Origin of the sequence: Microcoleus sp. AT9b-C3 (assembly GCF_036705485.1) — a bacterium.
Classification (GTDB): domain Bacteria; phylum Cyanobacteriota; class Cyanobacteriia; order Cyanobacteriales; family Microcoleaceae; genus Microcoleus.
Genome location: NZ_JAUBUR010000005.1, coordinates 232,486 through 248,711, shown reverse-complemented (window position 1 = coordinate 248,711; position 16,226 = coordinate 232,486). Strand labels below are relative to the sequence as shown.

General features: G+C 46.7%; 12 protein-coding genes and 1 pseudogene. 10 read left to right on the top strand and 3 right to left on the bottom strand.

Features of this window, described 5'->3' with window-relative positions:
• Window positions 1-416: 416 nt before the first annotated feature.
• Window positions 417-1,682: a pitrilysin family protein gene (locus QUB77_RS07370; protein WP_333172283.1), complete on the top strand. Its 1,266-nt coding sequence runs from the start codon at window positions 417-419 to the stop codon at window positions 1,680-1,682.
• Between the two features lie 270 nt (window positions 1,683-1,952).
• Window positions 1,953-3,221: a pitrilysin family protein gene (locus tag QUB77_RS07365; RefSeq protein WP_333172285.1), complete on the top strand. Its 1,269-nt coding sequence runs from the start codon at window positions 1,953-1,955 to the stop codon at window positions 3,219-3,221.
• A gap of 81 nt (window positions 3,222-3,302) precedes the next feature.
• Here QUB77_RS07365 and QUB77_RS07360 read toward each other — a convergent pair whose 3' ends face one another.
• Window positions 3,303-3,734 carry a transposase gene (locus QUB77_RS07360; RefSeq protein ID WP_333172287.1) on the bottom strand — a complete coding sequence of 144 codons (432 nt, stop codon included), beginning with the start codon at window positions 3,732-3,734 and terminating at the stop codon, window positions 3,303-3,305.
• Window positions 3,735-4,532: 798 nt separating this feature from the next.
• On the opposite strand from QUB77_RS07360, the gene QUB77_RS07355 reads away from it, so the two are divergent.
• From QUB77_RS07355 to QUB77_RS07340, 4 genes are all read left to right on the top strand, one after another.
• A complete protein-coding gene (locus tag QUB77_RS07355) occupies window positions 4,533-5,801 on the top strand; it encodes an SPFH domain-containing protein (protein ID WP_333172289.1) in 1,269 nt (422 codons plus the stop codon).
• A gap of 556 nt (window positions 5,802-6,357) precedes the next feature.
• Window positions 6,358-6,675 (top strand): YkvA family protein, encoded by a 318-nt coding sequence (locus QUB77_RS07350; protein ID WP_333063952.1) that lies wholly within the window; start codon window positions 6,358-6,360, stop codon window positions 6,673-6,675.
• A 145-nt stretch (window positions 6,676-6,820) separates the two neighbouring features.
• Window positions 6,821-7,861 carry a UDP-3-O-(3-hydroxymyristoyl)glucosamine N-acyltransferase gene (lpxD, locus tag QUB77_RS07345; RefSeq protein WP_333172291.1) on the top strand — a complete coding sequence of 347 codons (1,041 nt, stop codon included), beginning with the start codon at window positions 6,821-6,823 and terminating at the stop codon, window positions 7,859-7,861.
• Between the two features lie 108 nt (window positions 7,862-7,969).
• Window positions 7,970-8,836 (top strand): CPBP family glutamic-type intramembrane protease, encoded by an 867-nt coding sequence (locus QUB77_RS07340; RefSeq protein ID WP_333172294.1) that lies wholly within the window; start codon window positions 7,970-7,972, stop codon window positions 8,834-8,836.
• 189 nt (window positions 8,837-9,025) lie between these two features.
• Here the strand turns inward: QUB77_RS07340 and cbiE are convergent, their stop codons facing one another.
• Together cbiE and QUB77_RS07330 are read right to left on the bottom strand one after the other, a co-directional pair.
• Complete coding sequence (gene cbiE, locus QUB77_RS07335; RefSeq protein ID WP_333172296.1) at window positions 9,026-10,330, bottom strand: precorrin-6y C5,15-methyltransferase (decarboxylating) subunit CbiE; 1,305 nt, start codon at window positions 10,328-10,330, stop codon at window positions 9,026-9,028.
• Between the two features lie 271 nt (window positions 10,331-10,601).
• On the bottom strand, window positions 10,602-11,342 hold the full coding sequence (locus QUB77_RS07330; RefSeq protein ID WP_333172410.1) for a DUF1868 domain-containing protein: 741 nt from the start codon (window positions 11,340-11,342) through the stop codon (window positions 10,602-10,604).
• A 173-nt stretch (window positions 11,343-11,515) separates the two neighbouring features.
• Here QUB77_RS07330 and holA point away from each other — a divergent pair, with 173 nt between their 5' ends.
• The 4 genes and pseudogenes from holA to QUB77_RS07310 all read left to right on the top strand — a co-directional run bounded on the left by holA (window position 11,516) and on the right by QUB77_RS07310 (window position 16,202).
• Window positions 11,516-12,493 (top strand): DNA polymerase III subunit delta, encoded by a 978-nt coding sequence (gene holA / locus QUB77_RS07325; protein WP_333172299.1) that lies wholly within the window; start codon window positions 11,516-11,518, stop codon window positions 12,491-12,493.
• A 309-nt stretch (window positions 12,494-12,802) separates the two neighbouring features.
• On the top strand, window positions 12,803-14,119 hold the full coding sequence (locus QUB77_RS07320; RefSeq protein WP_333172301.1) for a transposase: 1,317 nt from the start codon (window positions 12,803-12,805) through the stop codon (window positions 14,117-14,119).
• Window positions 14,120-14,263: 144 nt separating this feature from the next.
• Window positions 14,264-15,253, top strand: coding sequence for a hypothetical protein (locus QUB77_RS07315; RefSeq protein WP_333172303.1), 990 nt, complete (start codon window positions 14,264-14,266; stop codon window positions 15,251-15,253).
• Between the two features lie 224 nt (window positions 15,254-15,477).
• Window positions 15,478-16,202, top strand: a pseudogene (locus tag QUB77_RS07310) (IS1 family transposase).
• Window positions 16,203-16,226: the final 24 nt, after the last annotated feature.

Sequence of the window (16,226 nt, the reverse complement as noted above, 5' to 3'; positions counted from 1 at the left end):
GTCTTTAGTGTTCTTACATCTCTTAATTTATTGATATATTCTGATAACATCCTCTTTCTCGCGACTGATTCATTAATATCCCGCGCAACCTATTGACTTTTGAGCCAAAAAAGGGTAAGTATTTGAGACTGCTTGAAAAAAAGCAAAAAGCAAAAAACAACTGATGAGTAAGGATTAATGGCAGAAGACTCCGCCCAAAAACGGATACCGTGCCACGTACTCCTGTCGCGATCGGCTCAAAATTTTAGACTCTTGTTCAAGCCCCCAGATTCATCTGTGCAGTAAATCTAAAATCTAAAATCTAAAATCTAAAATCGACTGAGTGATGATTTCTGTATCAATTAATCCCGATCGCATAGCTCGAAGGCGCTACCATAGTTGCAGCCGAAGTTAACTAAAGTTTAAGAATAACTAGCTTGTCTCAACTGCTCACTGCTTTAGAGTTCCCAGCCAATGTCTGGAAGCTGAATAATGGGTTAACGGTCATTCACCAGCGGATTTCGGCCACACCGGTGGTCGCGCTAGACGTGTGGGTGAGGGCTGGCGCTACGCTGGAGCCGGATTCTTGGTCGGGAATGGCTCATTTTCTAGAACACATGATATTTAAAGGGACGGATTCGATCGCCCCTGGAGAATTTGACCAGGTAATCGAAAATCGCGGCGGTGTCGCCAACGCAGCTACAAGTCACGACTACGCGCATTTTTTCGTCAACGCTGCGGCCGATTATTTAGCAGAAACAGCCCAGCCACTGGCAGAATTGCTGCTGCGGGCTTCGATTCCGGATCTGGAATTCGATCGCGAGCGAGATGTGGTGCTCGAAGAAATCCGTCAAGCTCAAGACAATCCCGATTGGCTGGGTTTCCAAGCCATGATGGAAACAGTTTACCAGCGGCATCCCTACAGGCGATCGGTATTGGGAACGGAAGAACTGCTGATGTCCCGAACTCCCTACGAAATGCGCTGTTTCCACCGATCGCACTATCAGCCGGAAAATATGACTGTGGTGGTAGTCGGGGGAATTGAGGAACAACAGGCTAGAGATATTACGGAGAAAGCTTTCGAGCAGTTTTCCGATCGGTGGGATTGTCCCAAATTAACCGCAGAGGCCGAACCGCCACTGATAGAAATTCGCCGTCAGGAACTCTGTCTCCCCCGATTGGAACAAGCGCGGCTGATGATGGCCTGGACTGGCCCGGGAGTTGAACACTTGCAAAGTGCTTGCGGCTTGGATTTGCTGTCGGTGTTGCTCGCACACGGGCGGACTTCGCGTTTAGTCAGGGAACTGCGGGAAGAATTACAATTGGTAGAGGCGATCGACAGCACTTTCTCGCTGCAACGGGAATCGAGTTTATTTACTATCAGTGCAGTCTTGGAGGCGAAGGATGTCGAAGAGGTGGAATCTCGGATTTGCGATCGACTTTGGCAATTGCAGTCTGAGCCAGTTTCCGAGGTAGAATTGCTCCGCTGCAAGCGTTTGCTGTGCAACGATTTTGCTTTCTCGCTCGAAACGCCGGGACAGCTAGCCGGTCTTTACGGATATTACAATACGATCGCCACTGCCGAATTAGCGCTCAGCTATCCCACCAGGATTAAAGCATTTGGGCCCTTAGACCTCCAGCGCCTAGCTCAACAATATCTCTCTCCCCGCCGCTATACAGCCGTGGTACTCAAACCAATCTAATAATAGTTCACTGTTGACTGTTGACTGTTGACTGTTTACTGTTAACAGCAACTAGGTTGGGTTGAGACATGAAACCCAAGTCTATTAATTGGAAATTTGAGATTTGTCCCTCAATCTACAATCTCAAATCGCCAATCTCCAATCGGATGATCGGTAACGCTCACGCTCTACCAATCCTACGAATAATCATGACTAACAGCCAACAGTCAACAGCCAACAGTCAACAGCCAACAGTCAACAGCCAACAGTCAACAGTTAACAAAGAATTCAATGAAAAATGAAATCCAGCGCACGGTTTTAGACAACGGTATTGTTGTCTTAGCAGCAGAAAATCCAGCAGCAGATATTATTGCAGCTAGGATATTCCTGCGGGCCGGCAGTCGCTACGTGCAGCCGGAACAAGCAGGATTGTGTCACTTGCTGTCGGCGGTAATGACTAAGGGAACCGATCGGCTGTCTTCGCTGGAAATTGCCGAGCGTGTAGAATCGGTGGGAGCGAGGTTGAGTGCCGACTCTACTACAGACTATTTTTTAGTGAGTTTGAAGACGGTTTCTGCAGATTTTGAGGAGATTTTGGAGTTGGCGGCGCAATTGACGATATCGCCCAATTTCCCGGAAGCTGAAGTCGAACTCGAACGCCGCATTGCCATATCGGCAATTCGATCGCAACAAGAACAGCCATTTGCGATCGCCTTCGAGCAATTGCGACACTCGATGTACCAGGAACATCCCTATGCTTTCTCTCCCTTGGGCACGGAAGCTACTATGTCAAAGCTCACCAGAAACGAGCTCGAACAGTTCCACAAAACCTATTTCCGTCCCGATAATGTAGTTATTTCTGTAGCCGGCCGAATATCGACCGAAGATGCGATCGCCCTGATCGATCGAACTTTTGGCTCCTGGAAAGCGCCTTTAACACCCTTACCAACTTTAAACGTCCCCCCCCTGTACCCCTCCCCTCAATCGGTCGTTACGGCGCAAGATACGCAGCAATCAGTGATTATGCTGGGCTACCTCGCACCCTCTGTTAAAAATCCCGACTACGCAGCCATTAAGTTGCTGAATACTTATTTGGGTAACGGTTTGTCGAGCCGATTGTTTGTGGAATTGCGGGAAAAGCGGGGCTTGGCTTACGATGTTTCTGCGGTCTACGCGACGCGCTTGGACACGGCTCAGTTTGTCGTGTACATGGGTACGGCGCCGGAAAATACGGCGACTGCTTTTGAAGGATTGCGCGCAGAAGTCGATAGACTCGCCAACACCGAACTAAGCGAGGAAGAATTGCAAGCTTGCAAGAATAAAATGCTCGGTCAATATGCTTTAGGAAAACAAACTAATTCGCAAATTGCCCAAGTTTTAGGCTGGTACGAAATTTTGGGATTGGGAATTAAATTTGACCAGCAGTTTCAAGAAGAAATTGCACAGGTGACAGCTTCACAAGCGCGGGATGCTGCTAAGAAATATTTTGTAGAACCGTATATTTCTTTGGTGGGCCCGGAGGCGGCGATTACAGAGTTGGGTGTAGCTGCTGTTTGTTGAGTAGGAAATTGGCGATCGAACTTTTGAAAAGTTCGATCGGTTTAGTCAAGAAGCACGCATATAGCGATTCCAAATAATTTTCTAGGTACAATATTGATTAATTTTGGGAAAATCAAATTTATGTGCCTTAGTGAAGAACTCAAACAAAAATTTGATCGTCTTAAAAGACCTACATAAATACCAATACTTTCTTAAAATTTTTTTAGCTTGTAACCAAATATCTTCAACTGGATTCTGTTGGGGAGCATTGGGAGCAAATAAAATACAAGTAATTGACAAATTATCAGGTTCCTTGTCACTATTTACTGTTGATAAGAAATCTCTAAACTCTCCATATTTATCATAACTAGCTCCATCCCAAATTAAGATAATTCTCCGAGCTTTATATTTATCTGGTAAAAATTTAATAAATTTGACCGTTGATTTTCCAGATCCCGATGGATGACGAAAGAATGTGAAATTGTTGGCTTTGATAATTGAGATCACCAAAATAAGTTTGTCACTCTCTTTCATGAGTAATTGGAATTTCAATTCTCCTATCTGATCGACCCCAAACGTAGCCTGTCAGATCGCCATGAAGTAGATGACATTCATCTAAAAACAATACTATTCTTTCCCCATATTCTATGGCTGCCGTGTTTTTCGATAAAATATCGTTAATTTATTCCCGCTTTTTTTTTACCAGTTAGTCATCGGATTTAGGATGGATTTTTTGAGTTTTTTTCCAACTAATATTGGCAGCAGCGAAAAGTTCATGCAGGGCTCTGTTTGGAATAGCTCACACCAAACTCTTGTTCTACATAAGTCACTAACTCCTCTAACTTGCAATATTCTTTATTCTTTAACTGCTCGACTACTACATCCGTTTGTCGCCCGGTCAAATACCCTTGCGAGCCTTTATATCCTAGTTTTATTCCTTGGACTCCTTGGGTTTTAATTCTTTTTTCCAATAACCAACAAAGAATTAACTTACACCTAACATTTTGCTAATTTCATGATACAGTTACCTTCAAGCGCCATTTTGACAGCTCTTGCTCGTTTTAGTTCTCTTGCATCGATATTGCTTTTAATGAAAGATTCTAATTGGGGTATTTCTTTTTCCATGTCTTTTTGTGGCAGTTGTAAGTTATTAATTTTTTTTCCAAATCAAATATTGCATATAATTGTATCCTAATCTTGATTAGGATTTAGGATTCCTATATACATTTGATCTCTCAAACTGAATCGCAATATTGAACTTTCTGTGAGTAAAAATATTGCTGGGCGGCGGGTGATGGCAAAAGTGGGAATGCAGTAGAAACAGAAGGTGGATTGCTGGGGTGCAAACTCGCTCCAGTCCGGCCTGAATCGGGGGGAGTCCAGAAGTATAGAATAGAGGTTGCGGAACCGGCACACCGCCCGATCGCTCGTCCCCAGCAATTTGTTACCCTAAAAATAGAATCTTCGCTCTCTCAACTCCTTCCCATGAACAACGCTTCTCCCCTGATTCAAACCGTCACACCCGAACGCTGGGCCGGCTTTAGCATGGACTTTATAGGGGCGGGTTACACGGGTTTGTTGGTCAAAAACGGCCGCGCTGTACGTACCCTGAAATCCGGGCGGCATTTCAGCTTCGCCCTTCCCCTGCTGGAACAGTGTCAAATTGTCATCGTAGACACCAAACTCCGCAATTTGGAGGTACAGTCGCACGGAGATTTTTTGTCTAAGGATCGGTTTTTAATTGATGCCACTCTGACTGTTATTTATCAAGTTATAGATCCGAAACGGGTAGCTTTGGAATTGTCCGATCCTCTAGCTGTTTTAGCAAGTGCAGTTAAGGATTGTATGGGATTAGCGATCGGGCAAATACCCCTACAACAGCTTATCAGTCAAGGACGGCTGTTGCTGCGCCAAAATTTGCTCGATCGCGTCCAAGATTTTTATACCCTAGGTTTTAACTTAGAAGACGTGCGAATTGGCGATGTCAGCTTTCCCGAAACCAACGGAGTTATTCGCCAAGTTGAAGGAATGAGTGCCCGACAGGAAGCAGAAAATGCCGCCGCCCTGCAAATGAGAATTGCCGAAGCAGGCCGTCCGATTGTTCCTCAATCTCCCGTACAGCAGTTAAACTTAATTTCAGGTAATTCTCCTGCGAGTCTTCCAGCTTCAGACACAGCAGCAGCGTTCGATCGAGATTTACAACAACTAACAGAACAACTTGCTCAAAACAGCCTCCCACTGGGGAGAAATCCTCCCCAACTTGCACCCACGGTACTCGCAAGCAGCGATCGCCAAACAACCGGATATTTAATTTACAAACTTTCTGGAGAAGCGATCGCCCTAACAGCCAATCCTTTTACAATTGGACGCGAACCAACCAACACTTTAGTATTACAAGATCCGCAAAGTTCGCGCTACCACGCTCAAATCCGCCGCGCCACTGACGAACTTGGCAAACAGCGGTATCAGCTTGTCGATAGCGGGAGTTCCAACGGCACTTTTGTGGGTGGGCAGAGGCTGGCTGCTAACGAGCCTTTTTGGCTACCAAATGGCTGCGAAATTGCGATCGGCGACCAAAAATGGATATTTCAAAATTCGTGAGAGAGAGAGATGAAGATTTGTTTAAACAGCAGATAAACACAGATAAATCCCATCGGCGTTCATCTGTGTTTATCTGCTGACATCTGCGGTTGAAAAATCCCCATCTAAGTAACTTGCTTTAATCACGATATACAAGTAATAGATTCCGAATCTACCGTTAACAATATGAATGTTTTTTTAAACCGCAGATAAACACAGATAAACACAGATTAATTCTATCGGCTTTCATCTGTCAGGTTTCCGTAGGGGCGTTGCCAAGAGTCCCCGCCCTTTCAACACAGCTTGACCACGAATTTCAAAGGTGGTACCCGCCACGTGATTTATCCGTGGAATTAATCCAAAATCGAAAATCGAAAATCCTCAAGAAAGAGCATTTATCCGTGGGCTCGCCTCTAAAATCGAAAATCGAAAATCGCGCAATCGATTGACAACTTCTCCCTCCCCAATTCCCTATACTCCCAGGTAGAAGTCTCTTGCCAACCCTAGGGGGGATATCTCCACAAGCATTTCGAGCGACAATTTGTCAAGATTGAAAATATAAGTAGAGGACAACCCCATGAACTTTTCTATACAATCTGTTTACAACTGGTACCGCGACACCCTCCGCAACCCCAAATACCGCTGGTGGATTATTCTGGGAACCCTGGCATATCTGGTAAGCCCGATCGACATTGCCCCAGACTTTCTCCCCGTCATCGGACAAATTGACGATGTGGCGATCGCAGTCTTGCTGATTTCCGAAGTTTCCCAAATGGCGATCGACTACTTTAAATCCCGCCAAACAGAGACAGCCTCAGCATCCGAAGCCACCGGTGCCCATTATTCTGAAGCCCAAGGCAGCACCGTTGACGTAGATGCAGTTTCTGTAAAATAATTGCCAAAAATAATCGAGCGCTACAACCCCGACTTCTTCAAGAAATCGGGGTTTTTGTTTTTTAAATGCCAACTGCTCAGATCGTGCTCCAAAGCTGGTAATTTTAACTATGGTCAATCTGTGTTAACAACAAATTTTTTTATAGATGAAGTTTAGCGAAATAGTACAAAAACTTAACTTAGCTACCAGTCGCACCCTCACAGCGTCGGTTGCTACCGATCCAGAAATTACAGGCGCGGCCCCTGTTGATGAAGCTGCATCGGGCACAATCAGTTACATAGAAGGTGCTAAATTTGCCGCTCATACAGCCACTACAAATGCTTCGGCTTTAATTTTACCCTTAGATGAAAGCCTCCAAGCTCAATGTGACGATCGCAACATTGCTTGGATTGCCGCAGCAGATCCGCGATTGCTGTTTGCTGAAACGATCACCATTTTCTATCAACCGTTTCGCCCAGCATCCGAAATTCATCCCTCAGCCGTCGTTCACCCCTCAGCAGAAATTGGTGAAAATGTCTATATCGGCCCCAACGTCGTTATTCAAGCAAAAGTCAAAATTGGCAGCAACGTTTGCATTCATCCAAATGTCGTAATTTACCCAGATGCGGAAATAGGCCCCGGCACAGTTTTACACGCTAATTGTGTCATTCACGAACGTACTCGCATCGGGGCAAATTGCGTGATTCACAGCGGTGCGGCGATCGGTTCCGAAGGTTTTGGGTTCGTGCCGACAGCTACAGGATGGGTGAAAATGGAGCAGTCTGGCTGCACGGTATTAGAAGAGGGCGTTGAGGTTGGGTGCAACAGCACGATCGACAGGCCCGCTGTCGGAGAAACCCGCATCGGCCAGAATACAAAAATCGACAATTTAGTACAGGTAGGTCATGGCTGTCAAGTAGGAAAAAATTGCGCTTTTGCTGCTCACGTTGGCATGGCCGGCGGGGTAAAAATTGGCAACAATGTAATTTTGGCTGGTCAAGTGGGAATTGCTAATCAAGCCAAAATCGGAGATGGGGCGATCGCCACTGCTAAAGCCGGAATTCACAGCGACGTGCCCGCAGGCGCGATCGTGACGGGCGTTCCAGCAATTCCCCACAAACTATTTCTCAAAGCCGCAGCCGTGTACAACCGCTTGCCCGAAATGTACCAGTCTCTGAGGCAAATTCAGCGCAAGCTCGATCAGTAGTCAGTTGGCAGTTGGCAGTAGTCAGTAGTCATTAGTCATTAGTCATTAGTTAACAGTTAACAGTCAACAGCCAACAGTCAACAGTATTATAGTTGCAACCCCTTAAATGTGAATAGCATAAACAACCTGCGACTGCTGTCGCCGTCAATACCAGCAATTGTCAAAATAATCTTGTTTTTCTCAACTTGGATTGTTGTGTGGCTTCCCGCAGCGATTGTGCTGGCGCTCGCCCTCAAATGGCATCCACCCCAACCCCTGGGAAACAAAAAACTACCTTTACTCGCTTCCCTCTACGTGATTGTCCCCTTCATTTTATGGGCGACAAGTTGGATCGAAAACACATCTTTTATTAACTGGGGTTGGGATTGGCAACCCGTAGTTTTGATGTCATTAATGCGGGGATTAGGATTAGGAATAATCAGCTTAGTAATTTTATTCGGTCTGCAATTAACCGCAGGCTGGGTCGAGCTACAAATCGGGGAAATTTCCACCGAAACAGGCGAAAAAAAATTTAATTTTTGGACTTTAATTTTTACCCCAGCTAGTTTGCTGACTCTGTTATTAGCACTGTGGATTAGCGCCACAGAAGAGTTAATCTTTCGCGGCTGCTTGCAAACAATCCTCCAGCAAGATTACTCATTGCTAATCGCAGCAGCGATCGCCAGTTTCATTTTTGCGATCGCCCACCTAATTTGGGCCGCCAAAGAAACTCTACCGCAACTGCCCGGATTGTGGCTGATGGGGATGGTTTTAACATTAGCCCGCATCGCCGACAATGGCAGTTTGGGATTGGCGATCGGCATTCACGCAGCTTGGATTTGGGGTATAACTACCGTAGATACAGAAGGCGCCATTAAACCTACTTCTAGCGTACCAGAATGGATTACAGGAATAGCAGCAAAACCCCTAGCCGGTGCCGCCGGAATTCTGCTACTGCTAGCAACAGCAGCCGTACTGTTCTTAATTAAAAATTAAAACCTAATACCCCAAACCCCTTTAAAATTACCTCTTCTCTTCCTCTCTTCCTCTCTTCCTCTCTTCCTCTCTTCCTCTCTTCCTCGGCAGTAAAAAAAGATTAGATTCAATCAAGCGAGAACTAAAACCACAAAAAACACAGATAACACAGGCATTAATCTGCGTTAATCTGCGGTTAAAAATCAGACATTAATTCAAGTGTCGATCGATCGTCACAATCGAAACCGGCCGCAACGCATCAAAACGAGTTGAATTCCCCCCAGCCACAGAACGCGATAACTGCACTTGCACGATTCGGTAACTCCAGTGCGGTTCCCGGCGCATCCGATCGCCCATCCAGCTCAAAACAGTAGCAATATCCTCAAAAGCATCCAACGCAAGCACGATCGAGCCTCCAGGGAGCAGCCGCAGCGCGCAAACGCCCAAAATTTTAGTCAACCCTCCGCCACTACCGCCAATAAAAATCCGGTGCGGAGGACGCAAGCGGTGCAAGATTTCCGGGGCGGTTCCGTAAATCGAGAACACATTTTGCAGCCCAAAACGGCCATAGTTGAACTCGATCGCAGAAGTACCAGAAACCGTTTGTTCGATCGCGTAAACCTCAGATTGCGGGAATAAACGAGCAATTTCGATCGACACAGAACCATTACCAGCACCCACATCCCAGACAACTTGTCCCGGTTGCAAAGCCAATTGTCCCAGCACCAACACCCGCACTTCCCGTTCAACCGTCAAACCCGGCTTGTCGCCACAACCGATAAAAGCTGCATCCGGTATTCCCAACAAAGGCAACTTTTCCAAATCCAAAGGTTCTGCCCTCGGCGGGGAATCCCGCAGCATCACAACCACGCTCAGCGGTGCAAAAGACTCTCTCAGCAAAGCTTCCAGAGACTTGTGGCTTACCCGTTCCTGGGCCGCCCCCAAATTTTCGCAAACCCAAAACTCGTAGCGTGTCGGCAAATCTAGAGCTTTCACCAAACTTGCGAGTACAGCCGGAGTGTGAGCTTCGTCCGCCAGCACCGCAATCTTCTCCACACCGAGCTTCAGCTTCGCCGTCAGCTCCTCAAAATAGCGTCCTTGAGAGCCTACACAATGAGCATCTTGCCAAGGGATTCTCAAGCGATTAAAAGCCAACTGCACAGAACTGACGTGGGGGTGAAAAGTCAATTCTTCTGCCGGCAATTGGGCAATTAACAACTTTCCCCAGCCGTAGAACAGCGGGTCGCCGGCCACTAAAATTACGATCGGTCGATCGCGGTGTTCCACCGTCCCTGCAGAGGGCTCTAATTCGGCTTGGGTCGCCCACCAGCGCCGAATTTCCAGAATTGCTTCGGTCAAATCTTCCAACGCCCAGCGCTCTCCATCGTGCTGGGGAAAATAGCTCAAATGGCGCTCGTTCCCTATTAGCAGAGCAGCCATTTCTACAACCTGCCGCGCCGATTCGCTCAGCCCAGCAGCTCCATCTAAACCTATACCAACAACGTGTACTGTCACTTTTTAAGCAAAAAGTAAAAAACCAGAATTACTGATTTTTCCTGGTTTTTCATAAATTTTTTCCTTGACTTTACTGTCAAACAAAAATAATTAAAGCATTTAATAGGCAATATCCTGACTATTGCCACAGCGGAGAGGGGGAGAGGGGGCGAGAGAGTGGGAGAGTGGGAGAGTGGGAGAGTGGGAGATGGAAAAAATCTTCACATCGATCCTCTTCCTTCTTCCTTCTTCCCTCTTCCTTCTTCCTTCTTCCTTCTTCCCTCTTCCTTCGTTAAAACTCAAACACAGGCCAGTCCGGTTGCCGGAGGTAGGTGGTCATGTCGTCAAACTTCCGCAGTTCCACTCGGTGTACAGACAGTTCTTGCGGCGTGTCCAGCCATTGCTCGTTTAACTCTGACAGCAAAGCGCACAGGCGATCGCGGTCAAGGTTCGGCCCTACGTCCCCAAAATAAGCCAGAGTAATGTGTGCCGTAAAATGATATTGCTGTTCGATTCCCAAAGCCATTAAATCGGGATTTTGATAGATCGATCGGCGAAACTCCAGAATTTGCTTGTAAGAGTTTTCGTCCGTCGGTGCTAAACAAACACCCACAGCTCTAGTCATCACCATCAACCCCAGCACTGTCCAGCGAATGGGGGCGCCGCCCGCCAAGGGTTTGCAGGCGGCAAAACGATCGGCCATGCGCGAGCGCAGTTGCTCCTCAAATTCGGGATTTTTATCAGAGGCATCTCGAAAAGCGCTGCTCCAAATCAAATCAGCTACGGTTAAATGGAAGGTATCAGGAGGCAGTGCCACGATCGCACCGTCCGCTATTTCCTGCAATAGCCGTTGTTGGATCGAATGCAAATTACTATAAAGTGCAGCATTTTCTGCATCTTCCCCAGCAGGCGGCGTAATCACCGAATAACCCGGAAAAGGTACAGGATCTCTGTGACCAGCTTCGTCCGGCTTAAATTTTGGAGATTCCTGAATGTGTTCCACCTGGGACTTGTAGGAGTCCAGCAGCGTCATTCGCGCCACCCGATTTACGTAAGCTTGATAAGTATCATCCAATCTTGATTTCCTCGCGGTGACATACTCCCACACCAAATTTTATATTATGGCGCGGGCTTCCAACAGCCCTATTCAGGATATGTTGGACAAGCCTCGCGTGCAACTGTAATTTTTTTGGCTAGTGAGCGTTTATGCAAATTTACCTGTTTTGGGGAGAAGACGACTTTGCGATGGCGCAGGCTGTGACAAGTTTGCGCCAAACAGTCCTCGACCCCAACTGGGCTAGTTTTAACTATGACAAGATTATTGCCGATCGACCCGACGCTGTGGTCGAAGGGCTCGATCGAGCCTTAACGCCGCCCTTCGGTACCGGCAGCCGTTTTGTCTGGCTGGCAAATACGACTGTAACCCAGCAGTGCTCTCCAGAACTGTTAGCCCAATTGGAACGAACGCTGCCGGTGATTCCCCCTACCACCGTTTTGCTGCTGACATCGGTCAAAAAACCCGACAGTCGGCTCAAATCTACCAAGTTACTGAAAGAGTCCGGCGAATTTCGAGAATTTTCACCGATTCCGCCTTGGAATGACAAAGAATTAGTCCAGCGGGTGCGCCAAGTCGCCGGCGAAATGAACGTAAAATTGACCGCCACAGCGATCGAACTTTTGGCCGAATCCATTGGCAGCGATACCCGCGGGCTATACAGCGAACTCGAAAAATTGCGACTGTTTGCGGGCAACCGCAGCCAACCTCTTAACCCGGAGGAAGTGGCAGCATTAGTGCACTGTCACGCCCAAAATACCTTCCAGCTAGCCGATGCGATTCGCGAGGGAAATACCTCCGTCGCTTTGGATTTATTGGCAGGCTTAACGGCCCGCAGCGAGCCTGGTTTGAGGATTGTGGCTGGCTTGACTGGTAAGTTTCGGATTTGGCTGTGGGTAAAGGCGATGATCCAAGCGGGCGATCGCGATGATAAAATTGCTCAAGCTCTAGATCTAGGCAATCCGAAACGAGTATACTATTTTCGGCAAGAAGTCAAGAACGCCAGCTTAGAAAAACTACAAAAAAGTTTGCCTTTGCTGCTAGACTTAGAAGCTTCTTTAAAGCGGGGGCGGGAAGAAAACTCAACCCTGCAAACCAAAGTTATAGAACTTTCTAGCTTGTTTCGCTGATGCGCGACAGAGCACAGGATCGGCTCCTTACTGTAAATTTTTACAACAAATTTCTTTCTTCGGCTATGTGCTTGATGCCCGATCGCGGGGCAAAAGGTCAACTAAAACAGCAGGAGTCCCGCACTCTACCTGTACCCAGGTGAGTGACGGGAGGAATGCGCGTGAGTGAAGAGATCCGCCCCCTCGCAGAACCGACAATCTTTAGATATCGGTTCTGCGAGGGGGCGGTCGAGAAACGAACAAATCTGGCTCTGCCGATTACTATTACGACTTTCACGAGTTAAAATAATTTCAGAGTTTGTGAAGATAATGTCCCAAGTAATCACCGCCAAACTGAAGCTAAACCTGAACACCGAGCAAAAAAGCTTGGTGGCGAGGACGGCCTTAGCTTACCGGGATGCCTTGAACTACACTTCGCGAGTCGCTTTTGAAGCGGGCAAAACCAGTAACGGCGCTAAGTTGCAGAAAGCTGTCTACAACGAATTGCGAGTGCGATTTGGACTGGGAGCGCAAATGGCTTGCAATGTACCCAGACAAGTTTCTGCGACTTACAAGACTTTGTGGTCGAAAGTAAAACAATCTAATGATGCTATTGCCAAAGGGTACAGGAAGAAACGGTACAAAGGACTGGATCAACCTCCCAAGTATATTTCTCGAACTTGTACCCTAAACTACCAGCGGGACTACTCTTTTAAAACCGAGCAGCAAGTGAGCATTATCACACTGCAAGGCAGAATAGTAGTTCCGTATGCTGGATACAGCAAGCATCTAGATTTAATTACCAGCGGTGCTAAAATTGGAGCCGCTAAAATTGTCTATCAGCGCTCTTCCAAGGTTTACTACTTAATGGTAAGCATTGAAGTGGAAGTGCCTGAAATCGAGCCGGTAAAAACGACCAGAATTGCTGGCGTGGATGTGGGTATGCGCTACTTAGCGGTAGAAACCGACTTGCAAAACAAGTCTACATTCTACTCGGGCAAAGAAGCCAGACACAAAGCTAACCGCTATCACAAAGCTAGACAGACTCTTCAGCGTAAAGGCACTCGTTCGGCAAAGCGAAGATTAATCTCCTTGTCTGGAAGAGAAAGACGGTTTATCGCTGATGTGAACCACCAAATCAGCAAGGAAATCGCCAAACCCAACAGCTTAATTGGCTTAGAGAACTTGACCGGGATGCGGAAGAGAACTAAATCTAAGTCTGAAAAAAAGGCTAGTAAAAAACAGCGCCGAGCCAACAGAAATAAGGCTAAATGGTCTTATGCCGAGTTACACGGGTATATCGACTACAAAGCCAATCTAAATGGTTCGCTAGCAACTAAAGTTCCAGCGCATTACACGTCGAAGAGTTGCCCTAAATGCGGTCATACTTCAGATGCAAACAGACCGAATAAAGGGCTGCTGTTTCGCTGTGAGTGTTGCGGTCACGAGTTACACGCTGATTTGGTGGGTGCAAGAAACATTGCAATGAGAACGCTGTTAGTCCGGCAAGACTGGATTAGCACGGGGATTTTGTCAGCATCCCCTAATGTGTCGAACTGTGAAACTAAAGCCGAAATCCTATCTAGGTTCTCGGAATTGCGGTGGAGTTCAGATGCAAGCCCACATCTCCGGCGGTACTCCGCTTGATGGTGGGTAGTTGACTAGATACTAGAAATATTTTCAGAATGCCAAAGTAGAAGTTAATGTGGTAAATAAATATTGTCCGCCGAATGCCGATCGGTTAATATTATTTGCCGGCTCTCCACCCCCCCCAAAAAAAGAGCGCTACCCATGACACAACAGAACCCGCGGGAACTGCTCAAGCAAGGCGATCCAAACGCGATCGCATCTAGCATCAACCGTACACTCAAACCCAAAGGCATCAACGCCGATGTGACGCGGGACAACGGCTGCCTCCACATAATTCTGGAGGCAGACAAAGTACCGGATCAAATGGTATTGGTCGATTTCATCCGCACCGGCATGACGAAGCTGGGACTCGAATCAATTCACACTGTAAAGGTTTACGGGCGTCGAACAGGTGAGGGATCGCCTGCGTGGGAAGATGAAATCGATCTGATGCCTGCGGATTCAATGCCTTACCCCTTGGATAGTGGAATGCCTGACGACTCTGTAGGTTTAGATGATGTCGAGCCCGAAGGCGAAGACTATTATCAAGAAGGAGAATTCGATCGAGATGACGACGAGGAAGACGAAGACGAAGACGAAGATCAAGCCCCGCCTCCGAAAAAACAATTTCCCAAATGGGTAATACCTGTGGGTATCTTAGTACCTCTGGCGGCGATCGCAGGGCTTTTCTTTACTAAAACTTTCCCCTTCGGCGACTCTAACCCAGAACCCATCGCCCCCGAAGCTGCTTCCCCCTCCCCCCAACCCTCATCTCCCCCTTCTAAAGCCGCTGCATCCTCGACCGCCGCATCTCCAGGCACCCCACAGGCAGCCTCCCCTGCACCAAAACCCGCTCCCACTGCTGCTGCGCCAGCAAGCCCCGGTCCAGCTTCTCCTGCACCAAAAGCCGCCGCGCCTAAGCCTGACTCTTGGAGGGAAGCCGTTAACACAGCTCAGAAGGCAGCAATTTCTGCCCAGAAGGCTCAGTCTCAAGATGAGTGGATTGCAGTAGCAAGCGAGTGGCAGCAAGCGGTTAAGCTCATGAGAGCCGTACCGTCAACCAGCCCGAACTATCAAAAGGCTCAGCAAAAAGCGGCAGAGTATCAGGCTAATCTGATTGTTGCCAACCGCAGGGCGGCGGCAGCGCCTTAAGAGTTTTGAGTTTTGAGTTTTGAGTTGAATACTCGATGTGCTAAAAGTCAAAAGTCAAAAGCTTTCAGTAAAAAAACTTGTTTTTACTGAAAGCTTTTTTACTGTTGACTTTTTTCAATTTTATTAAAATTTCATTTAAGCTGTCGCGTATTTAAATTGCATATTATGGGCGGGCGGGATGCCTACGCACTCAATGTTTGATTGTTTTTTAACAGATAATTTAAATGCCGCAACAGCTTAAAAATGGTCAGAAAAAAGATAAACAGAATTATATTTGTGTCGGTTGTGGCAGACTATTTATAGATTGCTATCAACCTCCTAAAGGTTACTCTTCAGAGGCAAAACTTGAATGTCTCAAAATGTAGGTCAACGATATGGGCTTTCGAGCAATTGAGAGAGTCAAAAATGTGCATCATACGACCATCATTAATTTGGTCAAACAAGTAGAAAAACTCTTGCCATATTTTTATGACGCACAAGCAACTCCCGAAGTGGGAGAATTAGATGAATTAGAAACATTTGTTGGCTCAAAAAAAACTTGCACCTGGTTATGGACATCAGTAGCTCATTTTGAACCAGGTATTCTAGGATGGGTTTTCGGCGACCGAGCGTGCAAAAACCTTTGAACTACTATGGTGGATTGTTAATACATAGAAAGGCAATTTTTAGATGACAGATGGTGGAAAGTTTACCCGCAGTTTATTCCCGATGGATGTCTGATTATTAGCAATAATAATATAATAGTGAGGGTGAAAATACAAGATTAATGCACTCTTTAGGGCGCATAAAATGAAAAACTATTTGTTATTTTAAATCTGAACAAATGCTAAGGTATTCAATTCAATTACTAATTCACTATTTAAAATTTGGAGATGTTCCCATTCCGTATCAAAATCAAAGAAATCATTCTCTGTGTCCGCGATCGCATTATAAGTTTATCATACCTTGATTCAGTAAAACCGGAATTACTTAC